Here is a 25,800-nt window from a genome sequence, read left to right on the forward strand (position 1 = left end):
CAGTTAAACTATCCAAAGTGTACCGTGCTGCGTCATAATTGTCTTCAGGGAAACCCCTGATGTGATTTCAGCTCACGATGAACTACAATATGCACATATTCAGGAACAGTAATTGTCATAGAGTAGGAAGAGAACAAAAGGAAGACGCTTATGAAAGAGAGACTCTTTCTACAAAAAAAGCACAAGAATCGCACGATGCTCAGACGCTGGTGTGTGGTAGTCGTAGCACTGCTGGTGCAGGTTGTGATCATTGGCATACTGATGATTACGTCTATCCATACGAACCATCCTGATGTCACCCTGGTTCCGGTTCCCGGGCAACCCGATATCTGTCGTATAACAAACGTCGCGCCTTTCAGCGAAGCCTGGCGCAATGCGATCCACACAGGCACGGTAATCTATCCAACGCATCCAGATGCGGGTCAGCAGCCACCGCTGGCGGATTGTCAATTGAACCGCGATGTCGATGTTGCCACGACTCCCAATGGCACGCCCTTCAAGCTACACGCCAGCGGACCACCTATCAGTACGCAAGATATTCTCCTGGCAGGTCTGCTGGCGCTGATCTTTGAGCTTGCGGGCATTGCTATTTTCTTTCGTGCGCAACAGCGGCCGACTGCGCGCGTGACCTATGCCCTCTTCTATTGCGTCTCCATGCTGTCCAGCCTGTTTGGCACCATGAGCTTCAATATTCAATGGAACAATCTGCTGATACTCAATCTGCAAATCATGATCAGTGGACTCTCTACCACCTTTGTATGCCTGTTTTCTTATCCCAATACAACGCAGTCACTGCCAGGAACATGGTCACGTCGCTCTGCCTATCTGCCATTGCTGGTTGGCATCGGGCTGGTTGTGCTCAATTCTCTGGCGCTCACACACGTAACTCAGCACGCTCAATTCTTCCCTATCGCAACGTTCCTCTATAACATAGTATGTGTCTTGATTATTATTGGAACGTTAATCTGGGGACTACGCAATGTCAGGCGCAACGAACAGCCACTGGCACGCATGGTGATGATCGGAGTAATCTTCCTTTTGACCATCTCCAGCTTGAGTCTGGGCATCATTCCGCCAATGCCCTTTTTCCATGGCAGTATCCTGCATCTGGTACCGATACCGCTGGTCATTCTGCCGATTATTTGCGATTATATGCTCTTCCGCCATCAACTCCTGGGCAAAAGCAGTCTATTAAGCCGTACTGTGATGCGGGTATTTTTATGGACCCTGCTGGCCTGCCTCTTTATCTTACCCGCCATTATCCTGTTGCGAGCCGTCACCGGCAACGATAATACTATCCGCTTGGAGTGGCGCGACTATCTCTATGCAGCTCTGATGGCTCTGAGCTTCTGGCTCTTTCCCTTTGTCTGGAATAAAGTACGCGATGTTGGAGATCATGTACTCTACCACGATTTCTATCAATATAATGAGGAGCTACGTCAACTCAGTACCGCCCTGACTGGATTGCGCAATCTGGATCAGATCAGTGCCTTTATCCTGCCTCGCCTGGAACAATTACTGAATGCCAATGAGGTGGCCCTGTTTATCCGCGCCACCTCACAGGATGAAATGCAGTATATGAGCAATCAGAGCCAGGATACCAGGCAATGGCATCTGTACCGCTATAGCATGGAACAAGCAGCCTATTCTGATGATCATCTCAGAAGGATTGCGGATCTGGCCCTGATGCATTTTTGTCAGCGCTCGTTTGAACCATTACTGTTGGACGATGTGCTCTTGCTCTCCCTCTACGATGGCGATCTGATCACGGGACTACTTTGCCTGGGTTCCAAGCAAAACTATGAACCCTATAGCCGCCAGGATAAAAGCTTTTTGTCCTCCCTGGTAGCGCAACTATCGATTCTTGAAGTCAATAATCGCTATTTAACGCAGGCACGGGCCGATGCTCAGAAGGTAACGGCTTTGAATCATCGCGTTATTTCAGCCCAGGAGGAGGAGCGCCGCCATCTGGCACTCGATCTGCATGACGATGTGTTGCAAGAAGCTATGCTGCTCGTACGCCAGCTCTCGGATGTAGACAATATCGTGGATGTGGCGGATACGCTACCACTGGCACGCTCGGTGGTTACCAATTTACGCCGCACTTGCCTGGCGTTGCGCCCTTCTCTACTGGAAGATCTGGGATTGGCCGAGGCATTGCGCTGGCTGGCCCGCCAGACGGAGCAAATGGAGAATGGCAAGCTACAGGTAATTGCCTATTGTATTGGTTATGATGAAACACACCACGGTACGCCTGTGGATGGCGTAGAGCTGGCATTCTATCGGGTGGCTCAGGAGGCGCTGGCAAACGTTCTTAAACATGCTCAGGCCAGCCGGGTGATTATGCGCCTGCGCTATGGACCCACAACAGGCATTTCATTGATCATTGCCGATAATGGACAGGGCTTCCGCCTGGGAGATCCTCATCATGAAAGCCTGGGTATCATCGGCATGCATGAACGTATGAGCAGTATTGGCGGCACGATCTCTGTGCGAACAGCACCCGGACGTGGAGCAGTTATTCGCGCCAGCTACCAATCCACCGGCATCTCAATCCCAATGCGTAGCCAGACAAGGCAGTATCAACACGCTCAACAGGAGGAACTTACCCATTGAAAACAAGCAACCCTGTGACCATTGTAACAATATTGTTGGCTGATGATCATGCCATGATGCGTGAAGGCACTCGCAAATTGCTCGAAGAAGATCCAAGGCTAAAAGTTATCGGCGAGGCGCAGGACGGTGAGGAAGTGCTCACATTCTGTCAGCAAACCCGACCCGATGTCGTCATTCTGGATATTTCAATGAAAAGGATGAATGGCTTTAGCGCGGCGCAGGCACTCCTCACTCAATCCTCCCAACCACCATCCATACTCGTCCTGACCGCCTATGATCAGATTGCGTATGTCCAAACGATGCTTAAATTTGGAGTCAAAGGCTACTGGCTCAAAAGTGCCAGCGGAAGAGATATTCGACAGGCGATCCATGATATCGCGCAAGGCAAACGCAGCCTTGCACCTGAAATACATCAATTACTGGCTGACGAAGGCATCGATAGCTCCACACCCACTGAACCGCTGACCAGCCGAGAAATCGAGGTGTTGCGACTGGTGATCCAGGGACTACGCAATACCGAAATTAGCAAACGTCTGATGGTCTCGGTCAAAACTATCGAAACCCATCTCACCAGTCTGTACGGAAAGCTGGGAGTTCAATCGCGCGCCGAAGCTATTGCGCTCGCCCAGCGCCAGGGTCTCCTGCTTGAAAGTTAGCAGCCTGATGCATGAGATATACTATGTATGGTATTGGTGGATAGGTAGCTGGATTGTAGGAGTTTGAAATAGGAAGTGGTATCTGGATGGCAAAAAGAATACGTACACAGGCGATGCGGATATTAGATGCTCATAAGGTTCCGTATACGGTTCATCAGTTCCCTGATACGATCCACAACGCGGGCGAGGTAGCGGAACAGATTGGCTTGCCGCCCGCGCAGGTTTTTAAGACGTTGGTGGTGTTGCGGGCGGATGCGCTCAATGCCCATCCTCTACTGGTGATGGTTCCGGCGACTCAGGAGCTTGATCTGCGCTACTTCGCACAGGAGATCGGTGTAAAAGCGGTCCATATGGCGAGTCATGATCAGGCGGAGAAGCTGACAGGCTTGAAGGTCGGCGGGATTTCGGCCCTGACCTTGCTCAATCGACCCTTTGATAGCTATATTGATAACAGCGCCCAACATTTTGCTGAGATTGCGGTTAGCGCGGGACAACGTGGCGTGGATTTGCAATTAAAGGTGGATGATCTGGTGCGTCTGACCGAGGCACACTTTGCGAGCGTTACCCCACCGTCTATCACCTTAGGGGATGAGCTTGGAGATAAACAGGTAGAAAACCCACCTCTATAGTTAAGTATAGAATAAACACTGCCTGCTAGCGTTGTTCCCCTACTGTACACCTTACAAAATAACCTCAGCGACAGAATGGTCTCAGGTTATTGTATTTATAACACTAAGGTGATAGCGATCAGCCTGGCAAACGGATAAAACCAGGCACAGACAGGCAATAAAAATCTCCTCACACCTGCCTATGCTTGAATCACCTCTCATATCACCCTCCCAAAAAGCCCAGGGGTAAGCAAAAGGCTGACCTCAAATAAGAACTAAAACCGCTCATGGGATAAATACCAGTCTCAGATGGAACATATAATCAGGTCGCGAATCGGGTGAATTGCTGATGTCCCAGGCAACCCGGTGATGGCATACTATCATTGTAAGAAAAGAGAAAAGCAATGAAGCACTTCGGCTCTTTAAAGATAGAGACCCCTCTAAGAACTGTCGTAATAAACATTAAGGAGCGCATCTGTGGATGCATTAACACTTTCTCGCATACAATTCGGTAGCACCATCATCTACCACTTCCTCTTTGTTCCCCTGACAATGGGACTTGGCCTCATGATCGCCATTATGGAATCAGCATACGTACGCAGCGGGAACGAGACCTACAAGCGTATGGCCCAATTCTGGGGCAAACTGTTCCTGATCAACTTTTCGCTGGGCGTTGTGACCGGCATTGTGCAAGAATTTCAATTTGGCATGAACTGGTCAGCTTACTCGCGCTTCATTGGAGACGTCTTTGGCGCTCCGCTCGCGGTTGAAGCACTGCTCGCCTTCTTCCTGGAATCCACATTCTTAGGCATCTGGATATTCGGTTGGGACAAGCTCTCCAAGAAGGTTCACCTGGCAACTATCTGGCTGGTTGTGATCGCCGCCAATCTGTCGGCCTTCTGGATTCTTGTCGCCAATGCTTTCATGCAAAATCCTGTCGGTTATACGATCCGCAATGGCCGCGCCGAGATGACCAATTTCTTTGCGCTGCTCGGTAATCCTACCCTCTGGGAGCAGTTCCCACACGTCTTCTTTGGGGCAATCGCTACCGGCGCCTTCTTCGTCGTTGGCATCAGTGCCTATCACTTGATTAAGAAATCGAAAGAGCACGACTTCTTCCAGCGCTCCATGCGCATTGGATTGATTGTCGCCCTGATTGGTTGTATCGCTGTTACGCTTTCAGGCCACCTGGGTGGTCAACATGTGGTTGCCACACAGCCGATGAAAATGGCCGCCGCTGAGAATAACTGGAACTCTGGTAGTTCGGCTGGCCTCTCAGTTTTCGCGATTGGCAATCCAAACGATTATAAGAACTCTTTTGAAATTAAGGTACCTTACCTGCTCAGCTTCATGGATAGCAATAGCTTCACCAGCAAGGTTGAAGGTATTAATGACCTGCAGGCAAAAGCAGTGAAAGAATATGGCCCTGGCAATTATATCCCACCAGTCTTTGTGCTCTACTGGAGCTTCCGCTTCATGGTAGGTGTAGGCATGGTGCTGGCCCTGATCTCACTGGCAGGACTCTTCTTGCTGTATAAGAAGCGCCTGGAAGATATGAAATGGTTCCTCTGGGTACTGGTAGCTTCCCTATTCTTTCCGTATATCGGTAATACCTTTGGCTGGGTCCTGGCAGAGATTGGCCGTCAACCCTGGATTGTCAATGGATTGATGAAGACTTCAGATGGTGTATCAACATCGGTTAGCGCTGGAACAATCCTGTTCTCACTGATCACCTTCATCCTGCTGTACGGCGTCCTGGCTGTCGCCGATGGTTTCCTGCTCTTCAAGTACGCTCGTCTGGGTGCCGCCGCAAGTGAAGCCCATGTTGAGAGCAAAGAAGAAGAACTGGTTACAGCATACTAAGAAGAGGAAAATTATGAACCTACAAATACTCTGGATTACCCTGATTGTCATCCTCTTCGCGGGTTTCTTCGTACTGGAAGGTTTTGACTATGGTGTTGGTATCCTCTCCCCTTTCCTGGGGAAGAGTGATAGCGAGCGCCGCTTGATCCTGAATGCGATTGGTCCTTTCTGGGATGGCAATGAAGTCTGGTTGATTGCGGCTGGCGGAGCGATCTTCGCCGCTTTCCCAGACTGGTATGCCACGATGTTTAGTGGCTTTTACCTGGAAATGTTTTTAGTCCTGTTTGCCCTGATCCTGCGCGGTGCCTCAATCGAGTTCCGCAGCTTGCAGGATGGCAAGAACTGGCGCAAGCTCTGGGATACTCTGTTCTTCGTCGGTAGCCTGTTACCGGGCTTCCTCTGGGGCGTGATCGTGGCAAACCTGCTGCACGGTGTGCCGATTGATGCGAAGATGAACTATGCGGGCACGATCCTGACACCGTTCACCCCATTCGCCATCCTGTGCGGTCTCGCGGTAGTGGTGCTCTTTGCCTTGCATGGAGCTATCTTCTTGAGCATTCGCCTCGCAGGTGGTGATCTGTTGAAACGTGCCGAGATGGCTGCGAAACGCCTCTGGATGCCGGTTGTCATACTCTTCCTGGCACTCATCGCGCTTGGCTATAGCCAGACAACGGTCTTCCATCATGTGATCACGGATGTTAAAGTGATGCCATTTGGTTATCTCTTGCTGGCAGTGCTGATCTCGATCCCTTTCCTGCTCAGGAGAGGACATAATGGTTGGGCATTTGCGATGACATCGCTGACGGTTGTGTTGTCAGCTATCATCATTGGCCTGGGAGGCTTTCCAAACATCATGGTCTCCACGCTCAATCCAGCCTGGAACCTGACGGTTCAGAATGCATCCTCGAGCCCCTATACGCTCACAGTGATGTCCTGGATTGGTCTGACCATCGTTCCGATTGTACTGATTTATCAAGGTTGGAACTACTATGTGTTCAGGCAGCGCCTCAAACCAAATCATGCCGGACACTACTAGGACCACGATCCTCTGTATCTCTGATACGCCACCGAACGTTGATTGTATCAGGGGTACAGCAGGTCCTTCTAACAACGAGCGCCCGCACAGTACCAGCAATGTCTGTCGGGTGCTTTGTTGTCTGCTCTGTCTCATTTAGTTTATTCCAATAGCATTCCGCCCATGATTACTGAAAGAGATCAAGGACACCAGACTGCTATGCAAACCGCCAGAGGATATCGATACGATCAGGAGCGGTGCTTATGAATATCAATAAACGTCTACTACAATACGTCAAAACGATGCGCATCTATGTGGTCATCGTGGCACTACTTAGCTTCCTCACTGCCATTTTCATTGTTCTACAATCGCACTATATCGCCCACATCATCAATCAGGCATTTTTAAATAAACAAAATGTGGCGCAACTGCTCACTCCACTGATCATATTACTCTGCGTACTGGTGGGCCGCGCCGTCGTGATCGGAAGCAATGATGTTGCAACAAATATGGTTTCAGGTACAGTAAAGGGCAATTTGCGCCTGCGCCTGTTTCGCCATATCCTTAAATTGGGACCCATGTATGTAAAAGGCGAACGGAGCGGTGAGATCGCCAATACAACCACCGAGGCCGTCGAGGCGCTGGATGCCTATTTCAATCTCTTCTTTCCCCAGGTCTGCGCTACTGTGATCATTCCAGTCGTCATTCTGATCATGGTCTTCTCGACCGACGCTCTCTCAGGCGTGGTGCTGCTGGTCACATGGCCTGTCCTGCCTGTCTTTATGATCCTGATTGGCTTACAGGCAAATGCCATGACCGAGAAACGCTGGCAACAGATGAGCCATCTGAGCGCGCACTTTCTGGATGTGTTACAAGGCATGACGACCCTTAAGCTCTTTGGACGCAATAAGCTCCAGCAAGAGACAATTCGCCGTATGAGTGATCGCTATGGCGATACCACTATGAGCGTCTTACGCGTCGCTTTCCTCTCATCCTTTGTCATGGAGATGGGCTCGACCATTAGCAACGCGATCATCGCCGTAGAGATCGGTCTGCGGCTGCTGTATGGCAATATTCCTTTCGAACAAGCCTTCTTTGTCCTCTTACTAACGCCAGAGTTTTACCAGCCATTGCGCAATCTGGGCACACAGTTCCACGCCAGCATGAATAGCGCGGCAGGGGCACAGCGTATCTTTGATATTTTGGAGACGCCAGCAACCGAACAGAGCTTGCCTGTTGAGGCAAGCACACTCGCCACAGGCACCTCGACCGCTATCCCGACATTGACACAAACACTGACCTTGCGAGATGTCCATTACACCTATCCATCGAATGCCGAAGCAGCGCTAGAGCAGGAGGCACTCAAGGGCATCTCATTTGAGATCCACCACGGTCAGAAGGTCGCGCTGGTGGGCAAGAGCGGCGCGGGCAAGAGTACCATCGCCAGCCTGCTACTACGCTTTATTGATCCTGCTCAGGGCGCGTTGCTGGCCGATGGACAGGATATCAGAACCTGTGATGCACGCGACTGGCGCAAACTGGTTGCCTGGCAGCCGCAACGGCCCTATCTCTTCAATACGACAGTTGCTGATAATATCCGGCTGGGACGACCAGAGGCCAGCATGGAAGAGGTTATTGCGGCCGCCCGACTGGCTCAGTTTGATACGGTCGTTCAAGAGCTACCCCAGGGCTATGAGACCAGGATTGGTGAGCGGGGCACGCGTTTGAGCGGTGGGCAACTCCAGCGTTTAAGTCTGGCACGCGCCTTGATCAAGCAGAGTCCATTGCTCCTGCTTGACGAAGCGACCTCAACCCTGGATGCTGAAAGTGAGCATCACATCTTACAGACAATTGATCAGGTTGCTCAAGATCATTTTGTGCTGGTTATCGCGCATCGCCTGCATACTATTCAGAGCGCGCATCGCATTCTGGTGCTGGATGAAGGACGGATCGTGGATAGCGGAACGCATCATGAACTACTGGCGACATCGCCACTCTATCAAGAACTGGTCAAGGCATACGAAGAAGAGGAGGCGATAGCATGAGTAGTGGGAATAGCACGCATACTATGAATACAACGACGACCTTACGACGTCTGATCAGTCTGGCTCTGCCGATCAGAAACTGGATGCTGCTGGCGGCCTTGCTGGGAAGTCTTACGGTTCTCAGTGGCATCGGCTTGCTGACGACCTCTGCATATCTGATTTCAGGCGCGGCTTTGCATCCTTCGGTGGCTGTCTTGCAGGTGGCGATTGTAGGTGTGCGCTTCTTCGGCATCTCGCGGGGTGTTTTCCGCTATCTGGAACGGCTGGTATCCCATCGAGCGACCTTTCGGTTGCTGTCCAGGCTGCGTGTCTGGTTCTATTCAGCCCTGGAACCCTTGATACCCGCTCGCTTGCTGGAACAGCAGGATGGGCAGCAGCGCGAGCTTCGCAGTGGTGACATCTTACGCCGTGCCGTCTCCGATATCGATACATTGCAAAACTTTTATATCCGTGTGCTGGCTCCTCCGCTGGTTGCCGTGATTATCGGGATCGTAATGTGGATCTTCTTTGGATTCTTTGGAGCGGTCTTCGGCTTGATCTTTATTGCCTTCTATCTGATCTCTGCAGTGGTCATTCCCTGGCTCTCGCATCTGCTAGGACAGCGCGTCAACCGCGAGACAGTAAGTACGCAGGCAGAACTGGAAGCCCAGCTGGTCGATAGTGTACAGGGGATTGCGGATCTGGTCGCCTTTGGGCAGGAAGAACGCCAGGAACAACAGATCCAGCTCTTGAATAAAAAGATGCGGCGCTTACAGACCACCAATTCATATGTCAGTGGCATGCAGGGCACACTCACCAATCTGATAATGAATCTATCGGCCTGGACGATGTTGATCGTTGCCATCCCTTATGTCATGCGGGGACAGCTCGATGGTATCCTGCTGGCTGTACTGGTACTGGGTGCTCTGGCTAGCTTTGAGAGCGTGCTACCGCTGGCTGGAGCCTTTCAGCAGTTAGGTGGAAGCCTGGAGGCAGCACGCCGCCTCTTTGAGGTTGTGGACGCCAAACCAGCGGTTCAGAATCCTTCCATCCCATCGCCAACACCTGCTAACCATACCATCGAGGCGCAGCATCTCAATTTCCGCTACGCTCCCGCTGAATCCCATGTCTTGCAAGACATCAACTTCACCCTGCCGCAGGGCAAATGTATCGCCATCGTCGGACCCAGTGGTTCCGGCAAATCCACCCTGGCTCATCTGCTGCTGCGTTTCTGGGACTATCAAGAAGGACAAATCAGCCTGGGTGAACATCCTTTACACGATTATCAGCAGGATGATCTCTATTCCCTGGTCAGTGTTGTAGAACAGGACACCCATCTCTTCAACACAACCATCCGTGAAAACCTGCTCATCGCACGCAAGGGAGCGACCGAGGAAGAGATGATCGCGGCAGCCAAACAGGCTCAGCTCCACGATTTTGTACAGACATTGCCAGCTGGCTATGACACGCAGGTTGGAGAGCAAGGCTTGCGCCTGAGCGGTGGTGAACGACAGCGCGTCGCTATTGCCCGCGCCTTCCTCAAAGACACCCCCATCCTGATCCTGGATGAGCCAACGGTCAACCTGGATGCCATCACCGAACGAGCGGTACTAGATGCCATCAAAGCCCTGCGCCAGAGCCGCACCACCTTCCTGGTCACTCATCGGCTGGTCGAGATGGACATCGCCGATGAAATCCTGGTATTGCAGGCAGGGCACATCGCCGAGCGAGGCACCCATACCGCGCTGCTCCAAAAAGAAGGACTCTACTGGCGTATGTGGCAGCAGCAACGCTCCAAAGCTCAAACTAAAGCCTGACCGTCCAACACAATCAATGGGGAGAGCATTATCTCCCCATCGCTCTGGGGATAATTTATGGCATTGATCGGAGTGGGGGTGGGCGTTGGTGGCACAGTATGTCTGGACCAGATGGGCAGGCTCCAGAAGATTACCAGTGGCACTAATACGAGCAGCAGCACCAGAAAGACGATCGCTGCGAAACGCGAGGATGTCTTCTTACTGGATGGTTGCTGTTGTGTTGCATAGCGAGCCATGGTGGCGGGCAGGACGGCTGTGCTCAACTGCGTCTGTTTATGCAACGGGGCCGATGGTCCTTCTTCCAGAAGGACATCTTCCCCCAGGGATTTTCTGAGTGCAGCGAGACTGCTCCCTGAACTATAGAGCAAGCTCTGCGCGGCTCGCTGCGCGACCGGTTGGGCCAGTGCCACCGCGCTGACAGGATACGGTAACGCAGGAAGCTCTGTATTCTGTTCACAAACAACGTTCATTAAAGCATACAAAAAATCGAGTGGACGCTGATAGCGCCGCTCGACATCCTTCTCCAGAGCTCGCATCACCACATCCTCCAGGGCCAGAGAAACCGCTGGATTCCGCTCGCTCAGCGCCGGGGGGCGCTCATAGAGATGCATGGTCAGGACGCGTATCGCTGTATCCGCGACAAATGGAGGGCTGCCAGCCAGCAGTTCGTAGAGCACCACACCCATGCTATAGATATCGCTGGCCGGTACGGCCCGCCCCTGGATCTGCTCTGGTGACATATATTGTGGGGTACCCAGAATACTGGTCGTATGTGTCACATAACTCGACTGCGGCGGTGCTCCATTCTCATCGGCCAGCACCTTCACCAGACCAAAATCCGAGAGGGCCAGCGAATGATCCGCCTTAAATAACATATTATCGGGCTTAATGTCGCGATGGATCAGGCCACGATCATGCGCATATTGGAGAGCCCGTAAAATAGGAGACAATAAGGATAGCGCATCGCGAGGAGGAAGCATCTGTGGGGATTTCAAATAGTTTCGTAACGAGCCATGTGAGAGATAGGGCATTGCAAAATAAGCCATGCCATTATAGCGCCCATACTCATATACTGACAAAATATTAGGATGTTCGAGTCGCGCCACCACCTGAGCCTCACGCTCGAAACGACGAAGAAAAGCAACCTGATCCTCAGAGTGGGCCTGAAACACCTTCAACGCCACCTCACGGTTCAGGTACGCATCATGGGCGAGAAAGACAGTTGCCATCCCCCCACGACCAATCAAACGCGTAATACGATAATGACCCAAACACTGACCGACCATTGCTCCCGGCTCCATGCACACCACTCCCTCTATGATCGAGAACGACCCTACTATCCATACCTCTTAAATACTACCACGCCTCTTACTATCAAGCAATGTATCCACTTATATAATAATACTTTTGGATCTATTTAATAGCGGCCATCCTTCACAGGTAATACCGCTAAAATGAGAGGATTTATAAACAAAAACGTAGACATCGCATGGAGCGCAGCGCAGGTCAATGCGCCCTTGCTCGTACGACTCTCTCACCCCAACGCTCTATAATGTCCCCGGCACGGATGTTGGGGAGGAATGGCCTGCCGGTTTGAACCGTATTGGGCCGCACCTACGTTTTTCGTCATAATTCCTCTTCTTTAAGTGGTATTGCCCGTGAAGGGGGTTGCTACGGGGCGTATGGTATACATAAAGCATAAGAGAAAAGATAAATCTGTAATGCGGCCTGTTATTGGCGCAGAAAGGATAGCTATTATGGAAGAGACGGAGATGGGTGCGACGACACCTTCTACTACGCCCTCTCAAGAATATGATAATATCTATGGCCCACTACCACCACCACCACCACCAGCGGCTCACCCTTATGTGTGGACACATCTCTGGAGTATTTTGCTCGTTATCTGTCTGGCCGGCGGCTTTCTCTGGCTGAATCTGCAACAGCGGCAGACGGCCCTGCTCGCCAGTCAGCAAGAGCAGGCGACTCAGCGTGGCATAGCCACCGAACAACAGCGTGAAACCATTCTACAAAACTATATGAATAAGATGACCGACTTGATGATCAATAACCAGCTTTTGAAAAACCATAGTCGGGCAGATTCCGCCAAATTAGCCGCCGATGCCCTGACGCGCGAGACGCTGTCGCGTCTGGATGCAGACCGCAAGGCGATCCTGATGCGTTTCCTGTTTCAAACCAGATTGATCAGCAATGATAGTGACGCCATCGATTTGCAGGATGTCGATATCAGTCAGGCACATATGGGCCAGATCGATATCCGCGATACGACGCTCACAGGAGCTAATCTGAGCGCAACGGATCTACATGGAGCCACGTTAAGCAATGCAATCCTTGTCTTCACCAATCTTTCCCACGCCAATCTGGCGAAAGCGGATCTCCACGCCTGTGATATGCATAATACCAATCTCTCAGGAGCCAATTTACGGGATGTCACTGGACTCACAACCGATCAGATCAATCGCGCAGGTTCACTCAAAGGAGCCACCATGCCCGATGGGACAGTACATAATTAAAATAACCAACCATGCAAACATGCCAGATCAAGCCGAAAAACTTCATCTCTGATTCATCTTGCTCTGCTATAGTAAGGAAGATTCTACAGAGTTCCATTGAGTATGCCCCTACGAAAAAGAGGGTTGATAAATCTCTACAGGCATGATTAGCAGAGAAGGAGACGAGCATGATTGCACGCATGAAACGACAAGGATGGCCGCTAGGCGTTCGGCTCCAACTGATGCTCTGGTATACATGCGTCTTCGCCGTTCTCCTCTTTATCTCAGGCGTTATTCTTTATAAACATTTGCAAACGTCGCTGGCAGGCAGCCTGGATACTGCATTGCAAAGCAGGGCCGAGCAGATTGCCGGTGAAATCTACCTCGACCATGGAACGATCCAGATGCATGAGTCGGTAGGCGAACTGCCAGGCTTTGAGCATAGTGTCAACAATCATCCTCTCTCCTATAGTGATGTCAATGATGATATTCTGGTACGTATTCTGGACGCGCAGGGCAAACCATTTCGTATGACGACCGCCTTTCGTTCTATTCACGTACCTGAGAGCAGCATCACACAACCGCTCCAGGGCAATCCCTGGCAGGATACCATCGAAACGATAGATGGCAAGCAAGATGCACGTATCTATAGCCGCTCGGTCACGAAAGATGGGAAATTAATTGCCGTTATCCAGGTGGGACAATTTATGGGGGATTTGCAAAATACCCTCCATCATGTGGCAAAAGAATTTATTTTTCTGGGTGTCGTGGTGCTCTTATTCAGTGCTCTGGGGAGTTACTGGCTGGCGGCACTGGCCTTCGCGCCCATCCATAATCTTATTCGGACAGCACGCTCGATCAAAGAGGGAGACCTGAAGCAGCGCGTGCCCGTACCCGCCGCACGCGATGAGGTCCGTTTCCTGGCCCTTACACTCAACGAGATGATTGCCAGTCTGGATCTGGTATTCGAGCGTCAGCGACGCTTTGTAGCTGATGCCTCGCATGAACTACGCACACCGGTAGCGGTAATCAGAAGCACAACCGATGTAGCTCTCCTGCATGGGAACGCACAAGAAGACTATATTGCCGTGATTCGCAATGTGAACCTTGAGGCCGAGCGCCTGGGACGGCTCATCAACGATTTGCTGGCCCTGGCACGCGGGGATGAGGGACAAACCAAACTGGAACACGAAGCTGTCCGCCTGGATCAGCTGGCGGATGTTGTAACGGCTCATGCGGAAACTCTGGCGGAAGAACGCCAGGTTACATTACAGTGTACAGACCTGCAAGCAACGACCGTGGAAGGCGATGAAACACGCCTGATCCAAATGATTATGAATCTAATCGACAATGCCATTATTTATACCAATGCTGGCGGCTCTATCAGCGTATCGGTCACTCATAATGCCCAACAGGCCATCCTGACCATTCGGGATACTGGCATTGGTATCGCCCCTGAACATCTCTCGCATATATTTGAACGCTTTTATCGCATCGATCCGGCACGCATCCATGATGGTGGCGGCAGTAGCGGCCTGGGACTGGCTATCGTACAATGGACCATTCAGGCACATCGAGGGACCATCAATGTTGACAGCCAACTCGGACAGGGAAGTACCTTCACAATCACCTTACCACTGGCTCCAGAACCAAATAAACAGTTGCTCAAAATCTCCAGAGACAACCACAAACAAAGTGTTTGATTCCCATGCTCTCCACCATCTCTGTGCATGAGTTTTCGCACCTGCGGTGCTCAAAACAGTTTTTAGTGTGTGGTGCAGGAAAGGTGCACAGCACCTTTCCTGCACCACACACTAAAAAGGGCGCAGGCGCGCACGCGCCTGCCAGCCAGGGAGCAGCAAGATCCCGCTGGTATTGGGGGGCTGACACTCTCAAAGAGAAAATCAAAAAATAGGGAAACCCTGCCTGTCGGTGACCTGATACAATAGAGCCATCAACTTAACATGCCAGCGGCTTATGCGCGAAATTTTTAGAGTGAAGAAGAGAACGATATATGCCATATACATCCATTCGTGAGATTGCTGACGAATTACACGCAGGAATCATCACTCCGACCGAATTAGTCTATGAGCTATTTGAACGCATCGATGAAGTAGAGGGACAGGTTCAGGCCTTTACGACGCTGCTACGTGAGCAGGCGATGCGGGATGCCGAACAGTCTGAGCGAGAGTTGCGTACCGGTCTTTATCGCAGCCAGCTCCATGGAGTACCGATAGCGATCAAGGATCTTATCGCCGTACAAGGGGTCAATACCAGCGCCAGCTCCCAGGTATTGACAGATAATATCGCATTGGAAGATGCCGCCGTGATCGAACAGCTCCGCCGCAATGGAGCTATTATCATCGGCAAAACTAACACCTTTGAGTTCGCCTATGGTCCCTATGCGCCCCCCACCCGCAATCCCTGGGACTATAGCCGCACGACGGGAGGTTCCAGTGGGGGTTCCGCGGCGGCGGTCGCAGCCGGGATGTGTCTGGGAGCCATTGGCACCGATACAGGCGGCTCTATTCGCATCCCCGCTGCCTGCTGTGGCGTAACAGGTCTCAAGCCCACCTATGGACGTGTCAGTTGCTACGGCGTGATCCCATTGAGTTGGACACTCGATCACGTTGGTCCCATTGGACATAGTGCCGAGGATTGTGCCATTATCTTTGATGCCATCGCCAAATACGATCCACGTGATCCCAATAGCGTTTCTGGTCCACCAACCACACCCAATCGCTATACCACCATCCTGGAAGGTGTTGAAGGCCGTGGTCCACTGTCATTACAGGGGCTCAAAATCGGCGTGCCGCAGGACGATTTTGTCAATCCACTCGATCCAGAAGTACGCCGGGCCTGGCGTGCGGCCTTATTAGTCCTTCAAGAAGAGGGGATAGAAATTATCAATGTAGATCTGCCACGGCCGGATATGGATCTTTATCGTACGATCCAGAAACCCGAAGCGGCACTGGCACATATGCAAAAGGGCTGGTTTCCTGAGCGGAGTAGCGCCTATGGAGATCTCGTCCGCACACGTCTCAGCGAAGGCCAGCAGATTCCCGCTATCAACTATCTGGCGGCACTGCATGAGCGCCGTCAGCTTTCAAGCAACTTCCGGGCAGCATTACAACGTGTCGATGCCTTTATTCTTCCTACCATTCCCACCCCGGCAATCCTGGCGTCGCAAGCGGGCCAGATAATCAAGATAGATGGTGTGCAGGAAGAGGCCACCACCGCGTACTTGCGTTTAACCATGCCATTTAATATCACCGGACTTCCGAGCATCTCGTTTCCGGCTGGTTTTAACGCAGCAGGCTTACCGATTGGATTGCAAATCGCTGGCAAGCCATTTGAGGAAGCCACCATCTTGCGCATTGCCCATGCCTACCAGCAACTAACCGACTGGCACCGGCGCGACCTGCCCGATCAGGCATAACTAACTGATACAGGCAGCCATAACAGATCTACCACAGTAAGATTGCGGCATGCTATGCCGCAATCCGATCCTTTCTGTCACACTCGACTGGCATTCTCCCGTATTTAAAGAGGAAGCATCGTATTGATTAAGGAGAGTTTATGCAAGATGTAACAGTGCAAGCCACCAATAAAGAATTTTTAAATTCAATCGCCAATAATGATTATGAATTACCAGCAGATATAGATCCCTTTGCATTTGCACAGGCATTGCTCGCCAATCTAGCCTCACCGGATGCCGAATTGCGGGATGAGCTGAGCTGTCTCATTCTGGCCGGAGGCATTATCGACAAACAGAGGTTATCAACCGAGCAACTGGAACAACTGCTCTTATTGACCATTGATCAAGAGCATCTGTTTTATCATATCGGAGAAAAAGAGACAGACGCGGTCTTTATGCGTAGCTTCTCCTGCCTCATCATCGCCTCCATCCTCTTTAACGATGCACGTTCGCCGCTATTCAAAACTTCGTTAGTACAACAGAGCAAAGAAAAGTTGTTACGCTATGCCCAGGAGGAGAAGGATTGGCGCGGTTTCGTGGAAGGAAAAGGCTGGGCGCATGCCATGGCCCATCTCGCCGATGCGTTAGACCAATGCGCACAACATCCATATATGACATCCGAGGATCGACAAGAAATTCTGACGGTCATCAGCCAGCTCATCCCCCTCTCCGAGCCGCTCTATCATGAGGAAGATATACGGCTGGCAAAAATAGCCTACCATGTCATTTTAGGACATCAGGTTAACGAAGCCTTTATTGCCGAATGGCTGAAAATGTGCTCAGTAGAACGCGATCCGGATGTTATTGCGTGGACGCGCATTACCAATGCCAAAAATGTCTTACGTAGCCTCTACTTCTTGCTACAATGGGACAATATCGCGCCCCTTGTCGTGGAACAAATATCGCAAGCATTACGTAAGCAAGATGAGATCTATCTGGAAAAGCTGATCTCCGATTAGCAAACCAGCGTGATAGCCATAAAAAAGAGTATTCCAGCAAATTGGAATACTCTTTCATGGATGAGTAGATATATCTGTCGCAAATATATAGATACTCATAACTGCATGACCTTCTATTGGAGTAAGTCTTCAATTTTATCTAACAACTCATCTAATTCAAATGGCTTATGTAGAGCTGCAAGCTGGCGCTTACGGACTTCGTCTTCTGGCAGGAAAGCACTCATAATAATAGCCGGTACATCTGAAGTATGCTCCATAGAATGCATCCGGTCACACAATTCAATGCCATTGATATGCGGCAAGCGATAATCAGTAATCACCAGACAAGGTTTCAAAGCCTCGATAATATCCAATGCCTGAATGCCATCGGTTACCAGCATAGTATGATATGAAGTTTCCTGGGAGAGTGCATAGATCAGCAAAGAGCCAATGCTATCATCGTCCTCAACCACCAGAATTGTTTTATCTAATGGAGTGTTTCCCTGTTGGGATTGCTCCTCTAACTGCTGCATAACATGCTCCCTCTTTATGAATTTACACCATCATAAACTACCTATAGGATAAAATACGGCCCAGGAGAGAACACAGTTTCGCAAAAAGGTCTATTTTACATTAATTTTTACTGAGTAATTAACTGAAATATAATAAGAAAGATAAAAGCAAAGCTATCATAAAACATCCTGAAAAAAAGCTTGACAGTGAGAAAAGTTCCCTGTATAATCTAGCGTGTAGTCGAAAAGCTACCTGTTTGCCGAAGTAGCTCAGTGGTAGAGCAACGGTTTTGTAAACCGTCGGTCGTCAGTTCAATCCTGACCTTCGGCTCTTTTTTTTGCCTTTTTTCAACAACCTCCCTTCCTTCCTCACCCCATCCATATTTTTAGCAGTTTCTAGAAATGGCAAAAACTATGCCTTCAGGACGGCTAGCCTTCAGGCCACAGGATATGACAAACTCTTCGTTGGCTCACTTGGTGGCGGTCAACCCAGAGTTATTGCGGCAGATGGTGCAGGTGGTATCGCCCAAAACGCAGTACTAAATATTGCAGGTTGGACCACAATCTAATAAGTAATCTAGTAAAATATAGTGAACTACTTCACAAATAAATTGTGTAACACTTCACAGTAAATCAATGTATTACAAATTATACTTTATTCATGCTTATGATCCTCCATATTTGTAGAATAAAAGGAAATTACATCATGAACAAAACTATCAATAACTCAAAAAACATCCTTTCAAGCCAATTGTCACGTCGTTCTGTAATAATTGCTGGATTAGCAGGAATTGCATTAGCGACCACTGGATTGTCAGAAAATGTATCCCGTGTCGCGGCTACACAGATTGCACAACCCCCGGCTGGAAAAACGTTGCTTGTTCGTTCGGATATCCACCCATCCGTCCCTGTAACCTGGCTCTCTAATGGTCATCAGATTGCCTCCGGAGGGAAAACATCATCCATTGATATATGGGATGCTACCACTGGAGCGCGTTCAAGTAGTATTAACTACAGTTCGATCAATAATAGCCCATTTGCTGTTTCCCCTGATGGTAAACATCTGGTCACTGCGAATAATAGTACTGCCTCAGGCACCACTCCACCCCCGATAGCAACTGTTTGGAATACTGCGACCGGTCAACGCGTGCTAAACTTTAAAAATCCACCTGTCGTTAATCCACTAGCAGCGGCTTTAGATATAGCCTGGTCTCCTGATGGAAAATATGTGGCTGCAGTGTATCTCAATGTGGTGTATGTATGGGAAGCTTCAACTGGCAAAATACTGCATACGCTTAATCCTAATGGCAATATTTCAAGAGTAGCCTGGTCACATACCAGTCGCTACATTGTGGCCGGGCACGATGCATTAGGCTCTGGCATTATCAATCCTCAAATCTATACGTGGAATAGTGATACAGGCGCACTGCTTTATAAAAAGAATGGTTGGGCCACTGCCATTTCTATCTCACCAGATGACCACTTTTTTGCTCATGCTGATAACAATACAGTAAAAATCCGCTCGTTACAGAGCGGCGCAATTCACACTACTTTGCCAGCGGTCGTTAATAATCAGGTCGTCGCTGTAGGCTGGTCACCTGATGGCACACGGCTTGCTTACAGCGGTGGTAGCACTCAGTCTGTTATGTTCGATGGATATGTTAATGTGAGTGTGCTTGCTACTGGTAAGACACTTCACTATACCGGACAAAAAATGGCGGTGATGCACCTTTCCTGGTCACCGGATAGCACACGGATTGCCAGCGTTTCACTGGATCAAGTTGTAAATGTCTGGCAAGCCCGCTAGATTACGCTACTTTCTCTCACTCACAGGCAAGTGATGTTCATCATTGACTCCTATACATAGATGGTTATCGATAATTGGCATCCCTTACCTACATCGCTGGTAAACCATCGCATGTTATCAGGAGTTACCTCGATTTTGAAACGTCATGCGCTTGCAAGCGCATGACGTTTCAAACATGCGGGAGAGCAAAATAAACCAAAAAAGTGTCGGAACGCCTATTAGGGGTTCCGACACTAATCACTTGCAAATAAGGGATACAATAGAGAAAGCTTAGAATTGCTGGGTCAATAGGTTGTCATTAGAATTGGCGTCCCTTGAATTGCCAGAGACGTCGGTCCAGAGATCCAGGTAGGCGTTCGGGCTGGTAGGACCAGTCACGGTCAGCGTGAGCACCGGAAGATCGCTATTGGCCCCCACTGGATAACCAGGCTTGATACCTGTATAGGTTGCTAACAGATGCGGTGAGGCACTGTCCGATGTATTCACTACGGTCCAGCCACTATTCTTTCCTGAGGTATTTGCCAGTTGTAATCGTGAACTATTGCCCACGACCGATAAGCCCAGCAGAATAGAGCTTTTCACTGCTCCTGTTGTGTTATGCACCTTGATCTGATACGTATGGGTATTACCAGTCTGGGTGGCACTGACAAGCTGCACCGATAGATCGTACTGACCATCTGGATTGACTGTGGTCAGCGGGATCATGGGTGCACCCGGCGTTGGCGTTGGCCCCCCAACGGTTGGAACGGTTGGGGTCGGGGTCGGGGTTGGCTTGCCTCCAACGGCTGGATCGGTTGGGGTATCGGTTGAGGTGTTCGTTGGCGTAACCTCTGGCGTGCCTGTCGTGTCTGTTGGCGTAACCTCTGGCGTGCCTGTCGTGTCTGTTGGCGTAACCTCTGGCGTGCCTGTCGTGTCTGTTGGCGTAACCTCTGGCGTGCCTGTCGTGTCTGTTGGCGTAACCCCTGGCGTGCCTGTCGTGTCTGTTGGCGTACCGGTCGCTGAAGTGGTAGGCACAGATGAGGTGATCAGGTGATCGCTTACCACGAAATTTGCATAATCCATTGTCGCAGTGGTCGGTAGAGGCGTGGCGCCTTTGGCGGCTCCATTCATCGAGGAATCGAAGAAAATGCCGTTGATGCCTAACGTTGAGCTATCCGAAGGACGGTAGTTGACACCGCTGGCCTGAATCACCTGCTGATTGTCATACCACATGTCTACCTCGCCATTGGGAAGCTGATCAGCGGGATTGGTATTGAGCTTGACGAATTGCTGGATCTGGTGCCACTGACCATCCCCACTATACTTCCAGGCATTCTGTCCAATCGAGGTATTGCGGCCATCATAGGCGTACCGGGCCGTGTTCAGGGCCGAACCAACGGGAAGATAGGCACAGATGCCGCCGCCATTCTGGCGCGTCCACATGAGACGGGTGGAGAATCCCTGCCCGGCGATTGGCGACGTATTACCTTCAACCGCTGTTCCTCCATAGAGGCCAGGCAACTTCCCACCATTGGCAAAGACAAATCCTTTGGGGAAATACACATCGTAGCTCAGATAGAGACAATTAGAGGATTTCCCTGTGAGGGTCCCCAGAAACTTCGCTCCATTGATCTGCTTACTGGTGGCAGTACTCGAGTAAGCCACCTGCAAGACCTTTTGCTTCAGCTGACCGGAAGGATCATCTACGACGCTCAGGTTACTCAATCCCACGGTTTCTTTGCTCGTACTCTGGATACCCCATGACTTTTGCCAGTCCGCGCTACTGAAATCGCTGGACCAGAGGGGGGACGAGCTGGAACCGCTACTGGCACAGGTCGTCGTCTCCTGGGAATTGCTCGTTGTGTCAGGGGTTGAGGCGGCCGTCACCTCTGGTGTGGGTGTTGCTTTGGAATGGCGCGTGGCTGCTTTTCTGATAGGTGATGTTGCTGTCGGTGTTGATGTTGCACCACTCCCACTACCATTGCTGTTATTACTACTGTTATTGCCATCCGTGAGTGCGGGCTTGTAATTATAGAAGAGATTGTTTTTAATGTTGCAAACGCCACTGCTGGTAAACATCGGGGTGGTGTTCACTTCAAAACCGGGACCTGGATTGATGATGACATTCACAGCATTGTTCGGCGTAACATTATTCTCACAGCCCTGCACATCTCCACCAACTTTGCGGGCTGGCCCCATAAATAGATCGGCATGGCCGATACCATCCTGACAGCCGGCGCATTGGTCTTCCATAATGAAATACTTTTTGACGAATGGGACATAAATAATACTGCCAACCGGGAAGTAGGTCTTCACATTACGATCCGGGGCAGCGAAGGTGACAGGGTCATCATAGGTTCCCTTACCCTCGGTCGTCTGATTATGCAGGGTTGGAAAACCATCAGATTTGCCGTAGGCGATAAGGGACGAGGCGAGCTGACTCTCCGTCTGACCAGAATTGTCATCATAGCCATACCATGTCACCACGGTAGAGACAAATTGGGGATTGCCATTCTCAGCCTTCACATATTTGTGGGTGGTTGCTGGAGTGGCCGCCAACGCCGTCAGCGGATTAGCAGTCGATGCGATAGTCAGCATCGCAATCGCCGCCAAAGCACAGACAACCGTTAAAACAGCGCGGAGATGAGTACGTTGCTTACGCATAGTAATCTAATTCCTCTTGCTTCACACATACATATTGTTCATTGTGTATTATTTGTACAGTCTTTTCCAAACAAAATACATAAAACCGATTCTATAGTAAACAAAATAGCACAGAATAGCGAGGGAAAAAGAGGGACAAAAAAGCTTGACAGCCGGGAGCATAGCACGGTATAATCGGTACTGTTAGCAATATCCATGTGCCAACAACCAGCCGAAGTAGCTCAGTGGTAGAGCAACGGTTTTGTAAACCGTCGGTCGTCAGTTCAATCCTGACCTTCGGCTCTTCTTTTTGCCTTTTTTCAGCACCCTCCAGTTCCCATCGCTCGCATCCTTGCGGCGTGGACATCTTTACGACATAGAGATCGCAAGATCGAGTGTTATTCCCAGATGCCGCTCTGGATAAAGCGACGCATCTGGACAAGGTGCAGCTCAATCTCCATATGCTGATCCATCAACCATTGAGGATTGTAATAGGTATCGCGATAGAGTTCCCCGGAATCACAGCCTAACATGACCAGGGAGCCACTGATGTTATGGCGAACCATATCAGCCATCAAGATACAGGCTCCATAAAAATTGGTGCCAGTTGAACCGCCGTAGCGCTTGCCTAGCAGATCGTCAAGGAGATGAATAGCTGCATATGAGCTCACATTAGGCACAGATATCATATGGTCGATAATCTCAGGCAGAAAAGAAGATTCAATCTGAGGCCGCCCAATCCCTTCAATACCAGAACCGCCCTGAATAGTAGGGCAAGTACTGCGCGTTTGATAGTAATTATAATAGGCCGAATGTTCTGGATCGACGACACACACCTGGGTTTCATATCCCTGATAGCGAATATAGCGTCCCATTGTAGCCGCAGTACCGCCCGTGCCAGCCCCACAAACAATCCAATGGGGAACAGGATACGGTTCATTGATCATTTGCTTAAAGATAGATTCAGCGATATTATTATTGCCACGCCAATCGGTGGCGCGTTCAGCAAAGGTAAACTGATCCATAAAATGACCATTTAGCTCGGCGGCCAGCTCATGTGCTCGCGCACGATCCTGACTGGGCTCATCCACCAGCACACACTCGCCGCCATATCTGGTGATACGCCGAATCTTTTCAGGCGAGGTACTACGAGACATCACTGCAATAAAACGCAGTCCCAACAAGCGGGCATAATAAGCTTCAGAGATAGCCGTGCTACCTGATGAAGCCTCAATAATCGGGGTATCATGCCTGATCCAACCATTGCAGAGCGCGTAAAGAAAGAGCGAACGCGCCAGACGATGTTTCAAACTACCCGTGATATGGGTTGACTCATCTTTGATATAGAGCCGGATACGGGGTAGAAATGGCAGAGGAACCAGGATAAGATGAGTATCAGCAGAGCGGGTAAAATCAGCATTAATGGTCGCAATAGCCTCACGAACCCATAGATCAGACATAAATATTCTCCTCAACACGCGAACACCAGGATTTTAAGTTTACCAATATGGTTCAGATTTTACACTATATTTTCAATACAGGTCAATCATTTAAGCATGTAAGCGTTGCTCAGCGATAACTATTTCGGCTTTGCCATCCTGATGAAAAACGTAAGCATCGCACGAAGCGCAAGCGTAGGTCGATGCTCCCTTACTCGTACCACCATCTCGCCCCAACGCTCCCAATGGAAAACAGTACTATTCCGTTTTTTCGAGAATGCCAGGAATTTTGGCTGGCAGGTGCGGTCTACAAGATGACCGTTTCTCTCGTATTAAATAAGAATAGTCATGCGGATACCAATAGGGGTCTAATGCAAGCAGGTGTCTTAGCATAGCAAGCGAGCAGGAGAGAAATGTTATGTGTGGTCGCTATACGCTCTTTCATTCTATTCAGGATATCGCCAGCACGTTCAATGTGCCGGTGCCAGTTTCGATGCAGATCACGCCACGTTATAACGTTGCACCAACACAGGATGTCGTGACGATCATGCATACCAATGACCAGCCTCAATTGGCGCTACTCCGCTGGGGTCTGATTCCCTCGTGGGCAAAAGAGGAGAGTATCGGGAGTAGGATGATTAATGCACGCGCAGAGACGCTGGCAGAGAAACCAAGCTTTAAGCGCCTCCTGCATGCGAAGCGCTGCCTGATCGTGGCGGATGGTTTCTATGAGTGGATGCAGGAGCCGGGCTCAAAAGTAAAGACTCCCATGTATATCACGCTGAAGAATCAACAACCCTTCGCCTTTGCCGGTCTGTGGGATAGCTGGAAAAATCCTGAGGGAGAGGCTATTCGGACCTGCACAATTATTACCACACAGCCCAATAGCTTGATGGAATCCATTCATACCCGCATGCCAGCACTGCTGGGAGCGGATGCCCGTGACATCTGGCTTGATGCCGCTGAACGCGATGAGCAGGCGCTTTTACATCTGCTGGGAGCGTATCCAGCGCAAGAGATGGAGGCGCGTCCGGTCTCACGGCGCGTCAATGATGTCCGCTATGATCAAGCAGATTTAATTGCCTGAGCGCGTTCTATACTGGCATTCATAGCAGGTAAATGTCTGCAGAGTGATCAATTTGAGTGTATAATACTCCTGGGACAATTGCGTCCATGTCATAGTCACGTTAAGAAGGAGTATTATTTTTATGGCTATTGCCCCGGGCACGACTATTGTAGATTATATTGGATCAGCTCGCACATCGCGCAGCCAGACCCTGGTCAAAGATGGCATATTAGTCGTCGGAGCCAGCCTTTTGATGGCGTTAGCTGCCCAGCCCCAAATTTCGCTGTTCTTCACCCCGATTCCATTGACACTGCAAACATTGATGGTGATGCTGATTGGCGCGACCCTGGGAAGTCGACGCGGTGCGCTTGCTCTGCTACTCTATCTGGCGGAAGGTGCACTTGGCTTACCAGTTTTCGCCGGCGGCAGCGGTGGATGGCTGTATCTGGCACTTGCTCCCAGCGCAGGCTATCTCTGGGCCTGCCCAATTGCTGCCCTGGTCGTTGGTTATTTATGTGAGCGCGGCCTGGATCGCAGCTTCCTGACATCCGTACTCGCCATGCTGCCCGGCACATGTATCTTCTATGCCATTGGCGTTTCCTGGCTGGCGTTCATCACGCATATGAGCCTGGGACAGGCCATCGTTGCCGGTATGCTGCCCTTCATCCCTGGTGATCTGTTGAAGATTGTAGTGGCAGCTCTGCTCATGCCTGCAGCCTGGCAGATTGTACGCTGGTTGCAGCCAGAAAAGCACGTATAACATTCATAAACCCATGTAAATCCGTTATACGCTATCTCCCCTACAGCTCCATATGCGCCTGTTCACAGA

At 50.4% G+C, this 25,800-nt stretch carries 18 protein-coding genes and 2 tRNA genes; 16 read left to right on the forward strand and 4 right to left on the reverse strand.

Translation table 11 applies throughout. From position 1 onward, the window contains the following. Positions 1–150: 150 nt before the first annotated feature. The 7 genes from F1593_RS03835 to cydC all read left to right on the forward strand — a co-directional run bounded on the left by F1593_RS03835 (position 151) and on the right by cydC (position 10,599). A complete protein-coding gene (locus F1593_RS03835) occupies positions 151–2,616 on the forward strand; it encodes a sensor histidine kinase (RefSeq protein ID WP_149400231.1) in 2,466 nt (821 codons plus the stop codon). Beyond that, complete coding sequence (locus tag F1593_RS03840; protein WP_149400232.1) at positions 2,613–3,272, forward strand: response regulator; 660 nt, start codon at positions 2,613–2,615, stop codon at positions 3,270–3,272. The genes F1593_RS03835 and F1593_RS03840 overlap by 4 nt, the downstream gene beginning before the upstream one ends. A gap of 86 nt (positions 3,273–3,358) precedes the next feature. Further along, the gene (locus F1593_RS03845; RefSeq protein WP_149400233.1) at positions 3,359–3,901 is read left to right on the forward strand and encodes an aminoacyl-tRNA deacylase; all 543 of its coding nucleotides are present in this window, start codon (positions 3,359–3,361) and stop codon (positions 3,899–3,901) included. A gap of 456 nt (positions 3,902–4,357) precedes the next feature. Beyond that, positions 4,358–5,743, forward strand: coding sequence for a cytochrome ubiquinol oxidase subunit I (locus F1593_RS03850; protein WP_149400234.1), 1,386 nt, complete (start codon positions 4,358–4,360; stop codon positions 5,741–5,743). A gap of 13 nt (positions 5,744–5,756) precedes the next feature. Then, on the forward strand, positions 5,757–6,779 hold the full coding sequence (gene cydB, locus F1593_RS03855; protein WP_149400235.1) for a cytochrome d ubiquinol oxidase subunit II: 1,023 nt from the start codon (positions 5,757–5,759) through the stop codon (positions 6,777–6,779). Positions 6,780–7,021: 242 nt separating this feature from the next. Continuing rightward, positions 7,022–8,803, forward strand: coding sequence for a thiol reductant ABC exporter subunit CydD (cydD, locus tag F1593_RS03860; RefSeq protein WP_149400236.1), 1,782 nt, complete (start codon positions 7,022–7,024; stop codon positions 8,801–8,803). Next, on the forward strand, positions 8,800–10,599 hold the full coding sequence (cydC, locus tag F1593_RS03865; RefSeq protein WP_235932480.1) for a thiol reductant ABC exporter subunit CydC: 1,800 nt from the start codon (positions 8,800–8,802) through the stop codon (positions 10,597–10,599). The genes cydD and cydC overlap by 4 nt, the downstream gene beginning before the upstream one ends. On the opposite strand, the gene F1593_RS03870 is transcribed toward cydC, so the two are convergent. Then, complete coding sequence (locus F1593_RS03870; protein WP_149400237.1) at positions 10,584–11,900, reverse strand: serine/threonine protein kinase; 1,317 nt, start codon at positions 11,898–11,900, stop codon at positions 10,584–10,586. The genes cydC and F1593_RS03870 overlap by 16 nt on opposite strands. A gap of 456 nt (positions 11,901–12,356) precedes the next feature. On the opposite strand from F1593_RS03870, the gene F1593_RS03875 reads away from it, so the two are divergent. The 4 genes from F1593_RS03875 (at position 12,357) to F1593_RS03890 (ending at position 17,546) form a co-directional block, all read left to right on the forward strand. Beyond that, positions 12,357–13,130, forward strand: coding sequence for a pentapeptide repeat-containing protein (locus F1593_RS03875; protein ID WP_172631841.1), 774 nt, complete (start codon positions 12,357–12,359; stop codon positions 13,128–13,130). Positions 13,131–13,297: 167 nt separating this feature from the next. Next, on the forward strand, positions 13,298–14,812 hold the full coding sequence (locus F1593_RS03880) for a sensor histidine kinase (protein ID WP_149400239.1): 1,515 nt from the start codon (positions 13,298–13,300) through the stop codon (positions 14,810–14,812). A gap of 311 nt (positions 14,813–15,123) precedes the next feature. Then, a complete protein-coding gene (locus F1593_RS03885) occupies positions 15,124–16,548 on the forward strand; it encodes an amidase (RefSeq protein ID WP_149400240.1) in 1,425 nt (474 codons plus the stop codon). A gap of 140 nt (positions 16,549–16,688) precedes the next feature. Continuing rightward, entirely contained in the window at positions 16,689–17,546 is an 858-nt protein-coding gene (locus F1593_RS03890; RefSeq protein ID WP_149400241.1) for a DUF2785 domain-containing protein, read from the forward strand. A gap of 113 nt (positions 17,547–17,659) precedes the next feature. On the opposite strand, the gene F1593_RS03895 is transcribed toward F1593_RS03890, so the two are convergent. Continuing rightward, positions 17,660–18,058 carry a response regulator gene (locus tag F1593_RS03895; RefSeq protein WP_149400242.1) on the reverse strand — a complete coding sequence of 133 codons (399 nt, stop codon included), beginning with the start codon at positions 18,056–18,058 and terminating at the stop codon, positions 17,660–17,662. Between the two features lie 238 nt (positions 18,059–18,296). Here F1593_RS03895 and F1593_RS03900 point away from each other — a divergent pair. Together F1593_RS03900 and F1593_RS03905 are read left to right on the forward strand one after the other, a co-directional pair. Continuing rightward, a tRNA-Thr gene (locus F1593_RS03900) sits at positions 18,297–18,368 on the forward strand. Positions 18,369–18,743: 375 nt separating this feature from the next. Continuing rightward, on the forward strand, positions 18,744–19,844 hold the full coding sequence (locus tag F1593_RS03905) for a WD40 repeat domain-containing protein (RefSeq protein ID WP_172631842.1): 1,101 nt from the start codon (positions 18,744–18,746) through the stop codon (positions 19,842–19,844). Positions 19,845–20,114: 270 nt separating this feature from the next. On the opposite strand, the gene F1593_RS03910 is transcribed toward F1593_RS03905, so the two are convergent. Next, positions 20,115–22,487, reverse strand: a complete 2,373-nt coding sequence (locus F1593_RS03910; protein WP_149400244.1) for a polysaccharide lyase — start codon at positions 22,485–22,487, stop codon at positions 20,115–20,117. 210 nt (positions 22,488–22,697) lie between these two features. Between F1593_RS03910 and F1593_RS03915 the strand changes: the two genes are divergently transcribed. Next, positions 22,698–22,769: transfer RNA gene (locus F1593_RS03915), tRNA-Thr, on the forward strand. Positions 22,770–22,864: 95 nt separating this feature from the next. On the opposite strand, the gene F1593_RS03920 is transcribed toward F1593_RS03915, so the two are convergent. After that, positions 22,865–23,926, reverse strand: coding sequence for a PLP-dependent cysteine synthase family protein (locus tag F1593_RS03920; protein WP_149400245.1), 1,062 nt, complete (start codon positions 23,924–23,926; stop codon positions 22,865–22,867). Positions 23,927–24,323: 397 nt separating this feature from the next. Here F1593_RS03920 and F1593_RS03925 point away from each other — a divergent pair, with 397 nt between their 5' ends. Then, on the forward strand, positions 24,324–24,992 hold the full coding sequence (locus tag F1593_RS03925; protein ID WP_149400246.1) for an SOS response-associated peptidase: 669 nt from the start codon (positions 24,324–24,326) through the stop codon (positions 24,990–24,992). 121 nt (positions 24,993–25,113) lie between these two features. Continuing rightward, positions 25,114–25,731: a biotin transporter BioY gene (locus F1593_RS03930; protein ID WP_149400247.1), complete on the forward strand. Its 618-nt coding sequence runs from the start codon at positions 25,114–25,116 to the stop codon at positions 25,729–25,731. Positions 25,732–25,800: the final 69 nt, after the last annotated feature.

It is taken from the genome of Dictyobacter arantiisoli (assembly GCF_008326305.1).
Classification (GTDB): domain Bacteria; phylum Chloroflexota; class Ktedonobacteria; order Ktedonobacterales; family Ktedonobacteraceae; genus Dictyobacter; species Dictyobacter arantiisoli.

What these genes read in the sequence shown, in the direction of transcription:
- F1593_RS03885 (WP_149400240.1), top strand. Translation starts at nt 15,124, where the DNA reads ATGCCATATACATCCATTCGTGAGATTGCTGACGAATTACACGCAGGA.
- F1593_RS03930 (WP_149400247.1), top strand. Translation starts at nt 25,114, where the DNA reads ATGGCTATTGCCCCGGGCACGACTATTGTAGATTATATTGGATCAGCT.
- F1593_RS03910 (WP_149400244.1), bottom strand. Translation starts at nt 22,487, where the DNA reads ATGCGTAAGCAACGTACTCATCTCCGCGCTGTTTTAACGGTTGTCTGT.
- F1593_RS03835 (WP_149400231.1), top strand. Translation starts at nt 151, where the DNA reads ATGAAAGAGAGACTCTTTCTACAAAAAAAGCACAAGAATCGCACGATG.
- F1593_RS03895 (WP_149400242.1), bottom strand. Translation starts at nt 18,058, where the DNA reads ATGCAGCAGTTAGAGGAGCAATCCCAACAGGGAAACACTCCATTAGAT.
- F1593_RS03845 (WP_149400233.1), top strand. Translation starts at nt 3,359, where the DNA reads ATGGCAAAAAGAATACGTACACAGGCGATGCGGATATTAGATGCTCAT.
- F1593_RS03875 (WP_172631841.1), top strand. Translation starts at nt 12,357, where the DNA reads ATGGAAGAGACGGAGATGGGTGCGACGACACCTTCTACTACGCCCTCT.
- cydD (WP_149400236.1), top strand. Translation starts at nt 7,022, where the DNA reads ATGAATATCAATAAACGTCTACTACAATACGTCAAAACGATGCGCATC.
- cydC (WP_235932480.1), top strand. Translation starts at nt 8,800, where the DNA reads ATGAGTAGTGGGAATAGCACGCATACTATGAATACAACGACGACCTTA.
- F1593_RS03870 (WP_149400237.1), bottom strand. Translation starts at nt 11,900, where the DNA reads ATGGAGCCGGGAGCAATGGTCGGTCAGTGTTTGGGTCATTATCGTATT.
- F1593_RS03925 (WP_149400246.1), top strand. Translation starts at nt 24,324, where the DNA reads ATGTGTGGTCGCTATACGCTCTTTCATTCTATTCAGGATATCGCCAGC.
- cydB (WP_149400235.1), top strand. Translation starts at nt 5,757, where the DNA reads ATGAACCTACAAATACTCTGGATTACCCTGATTGTCATCCTCTTCGCG.
- F1593_RS03905 (WP_172631842.1), top strand. Translation starts at nt 18,744, where the DNA reads ATGAACAAAACTATCAATAACTCAAAAAACATCCTTTCAAGCCAATTG.
- F1593_RS03890 (WP_149400241.1), top strand. Translation starts at nt 16,689, where the DNA reads ATGCAAGATGTAACAGTGCAAGCCACCAATAAAGAATTTTTAAATTCA.
- F1593_RS03880 (WP_149400239.1), top strand. Translation starts at nt 13,298, where the DNA reads ATGATTGCACGCATGAAACGACAAGGATGGCCGCTAGGCGTTCGGCTC.
- F1593_RS03920 (WP_149400245.1), bottom strand. Translation starts at nt 23,926, where the DNA reads ATGTCTGATCTATGGGTTCGTGAGGCTATTGCGACCATTAATGCTGAT.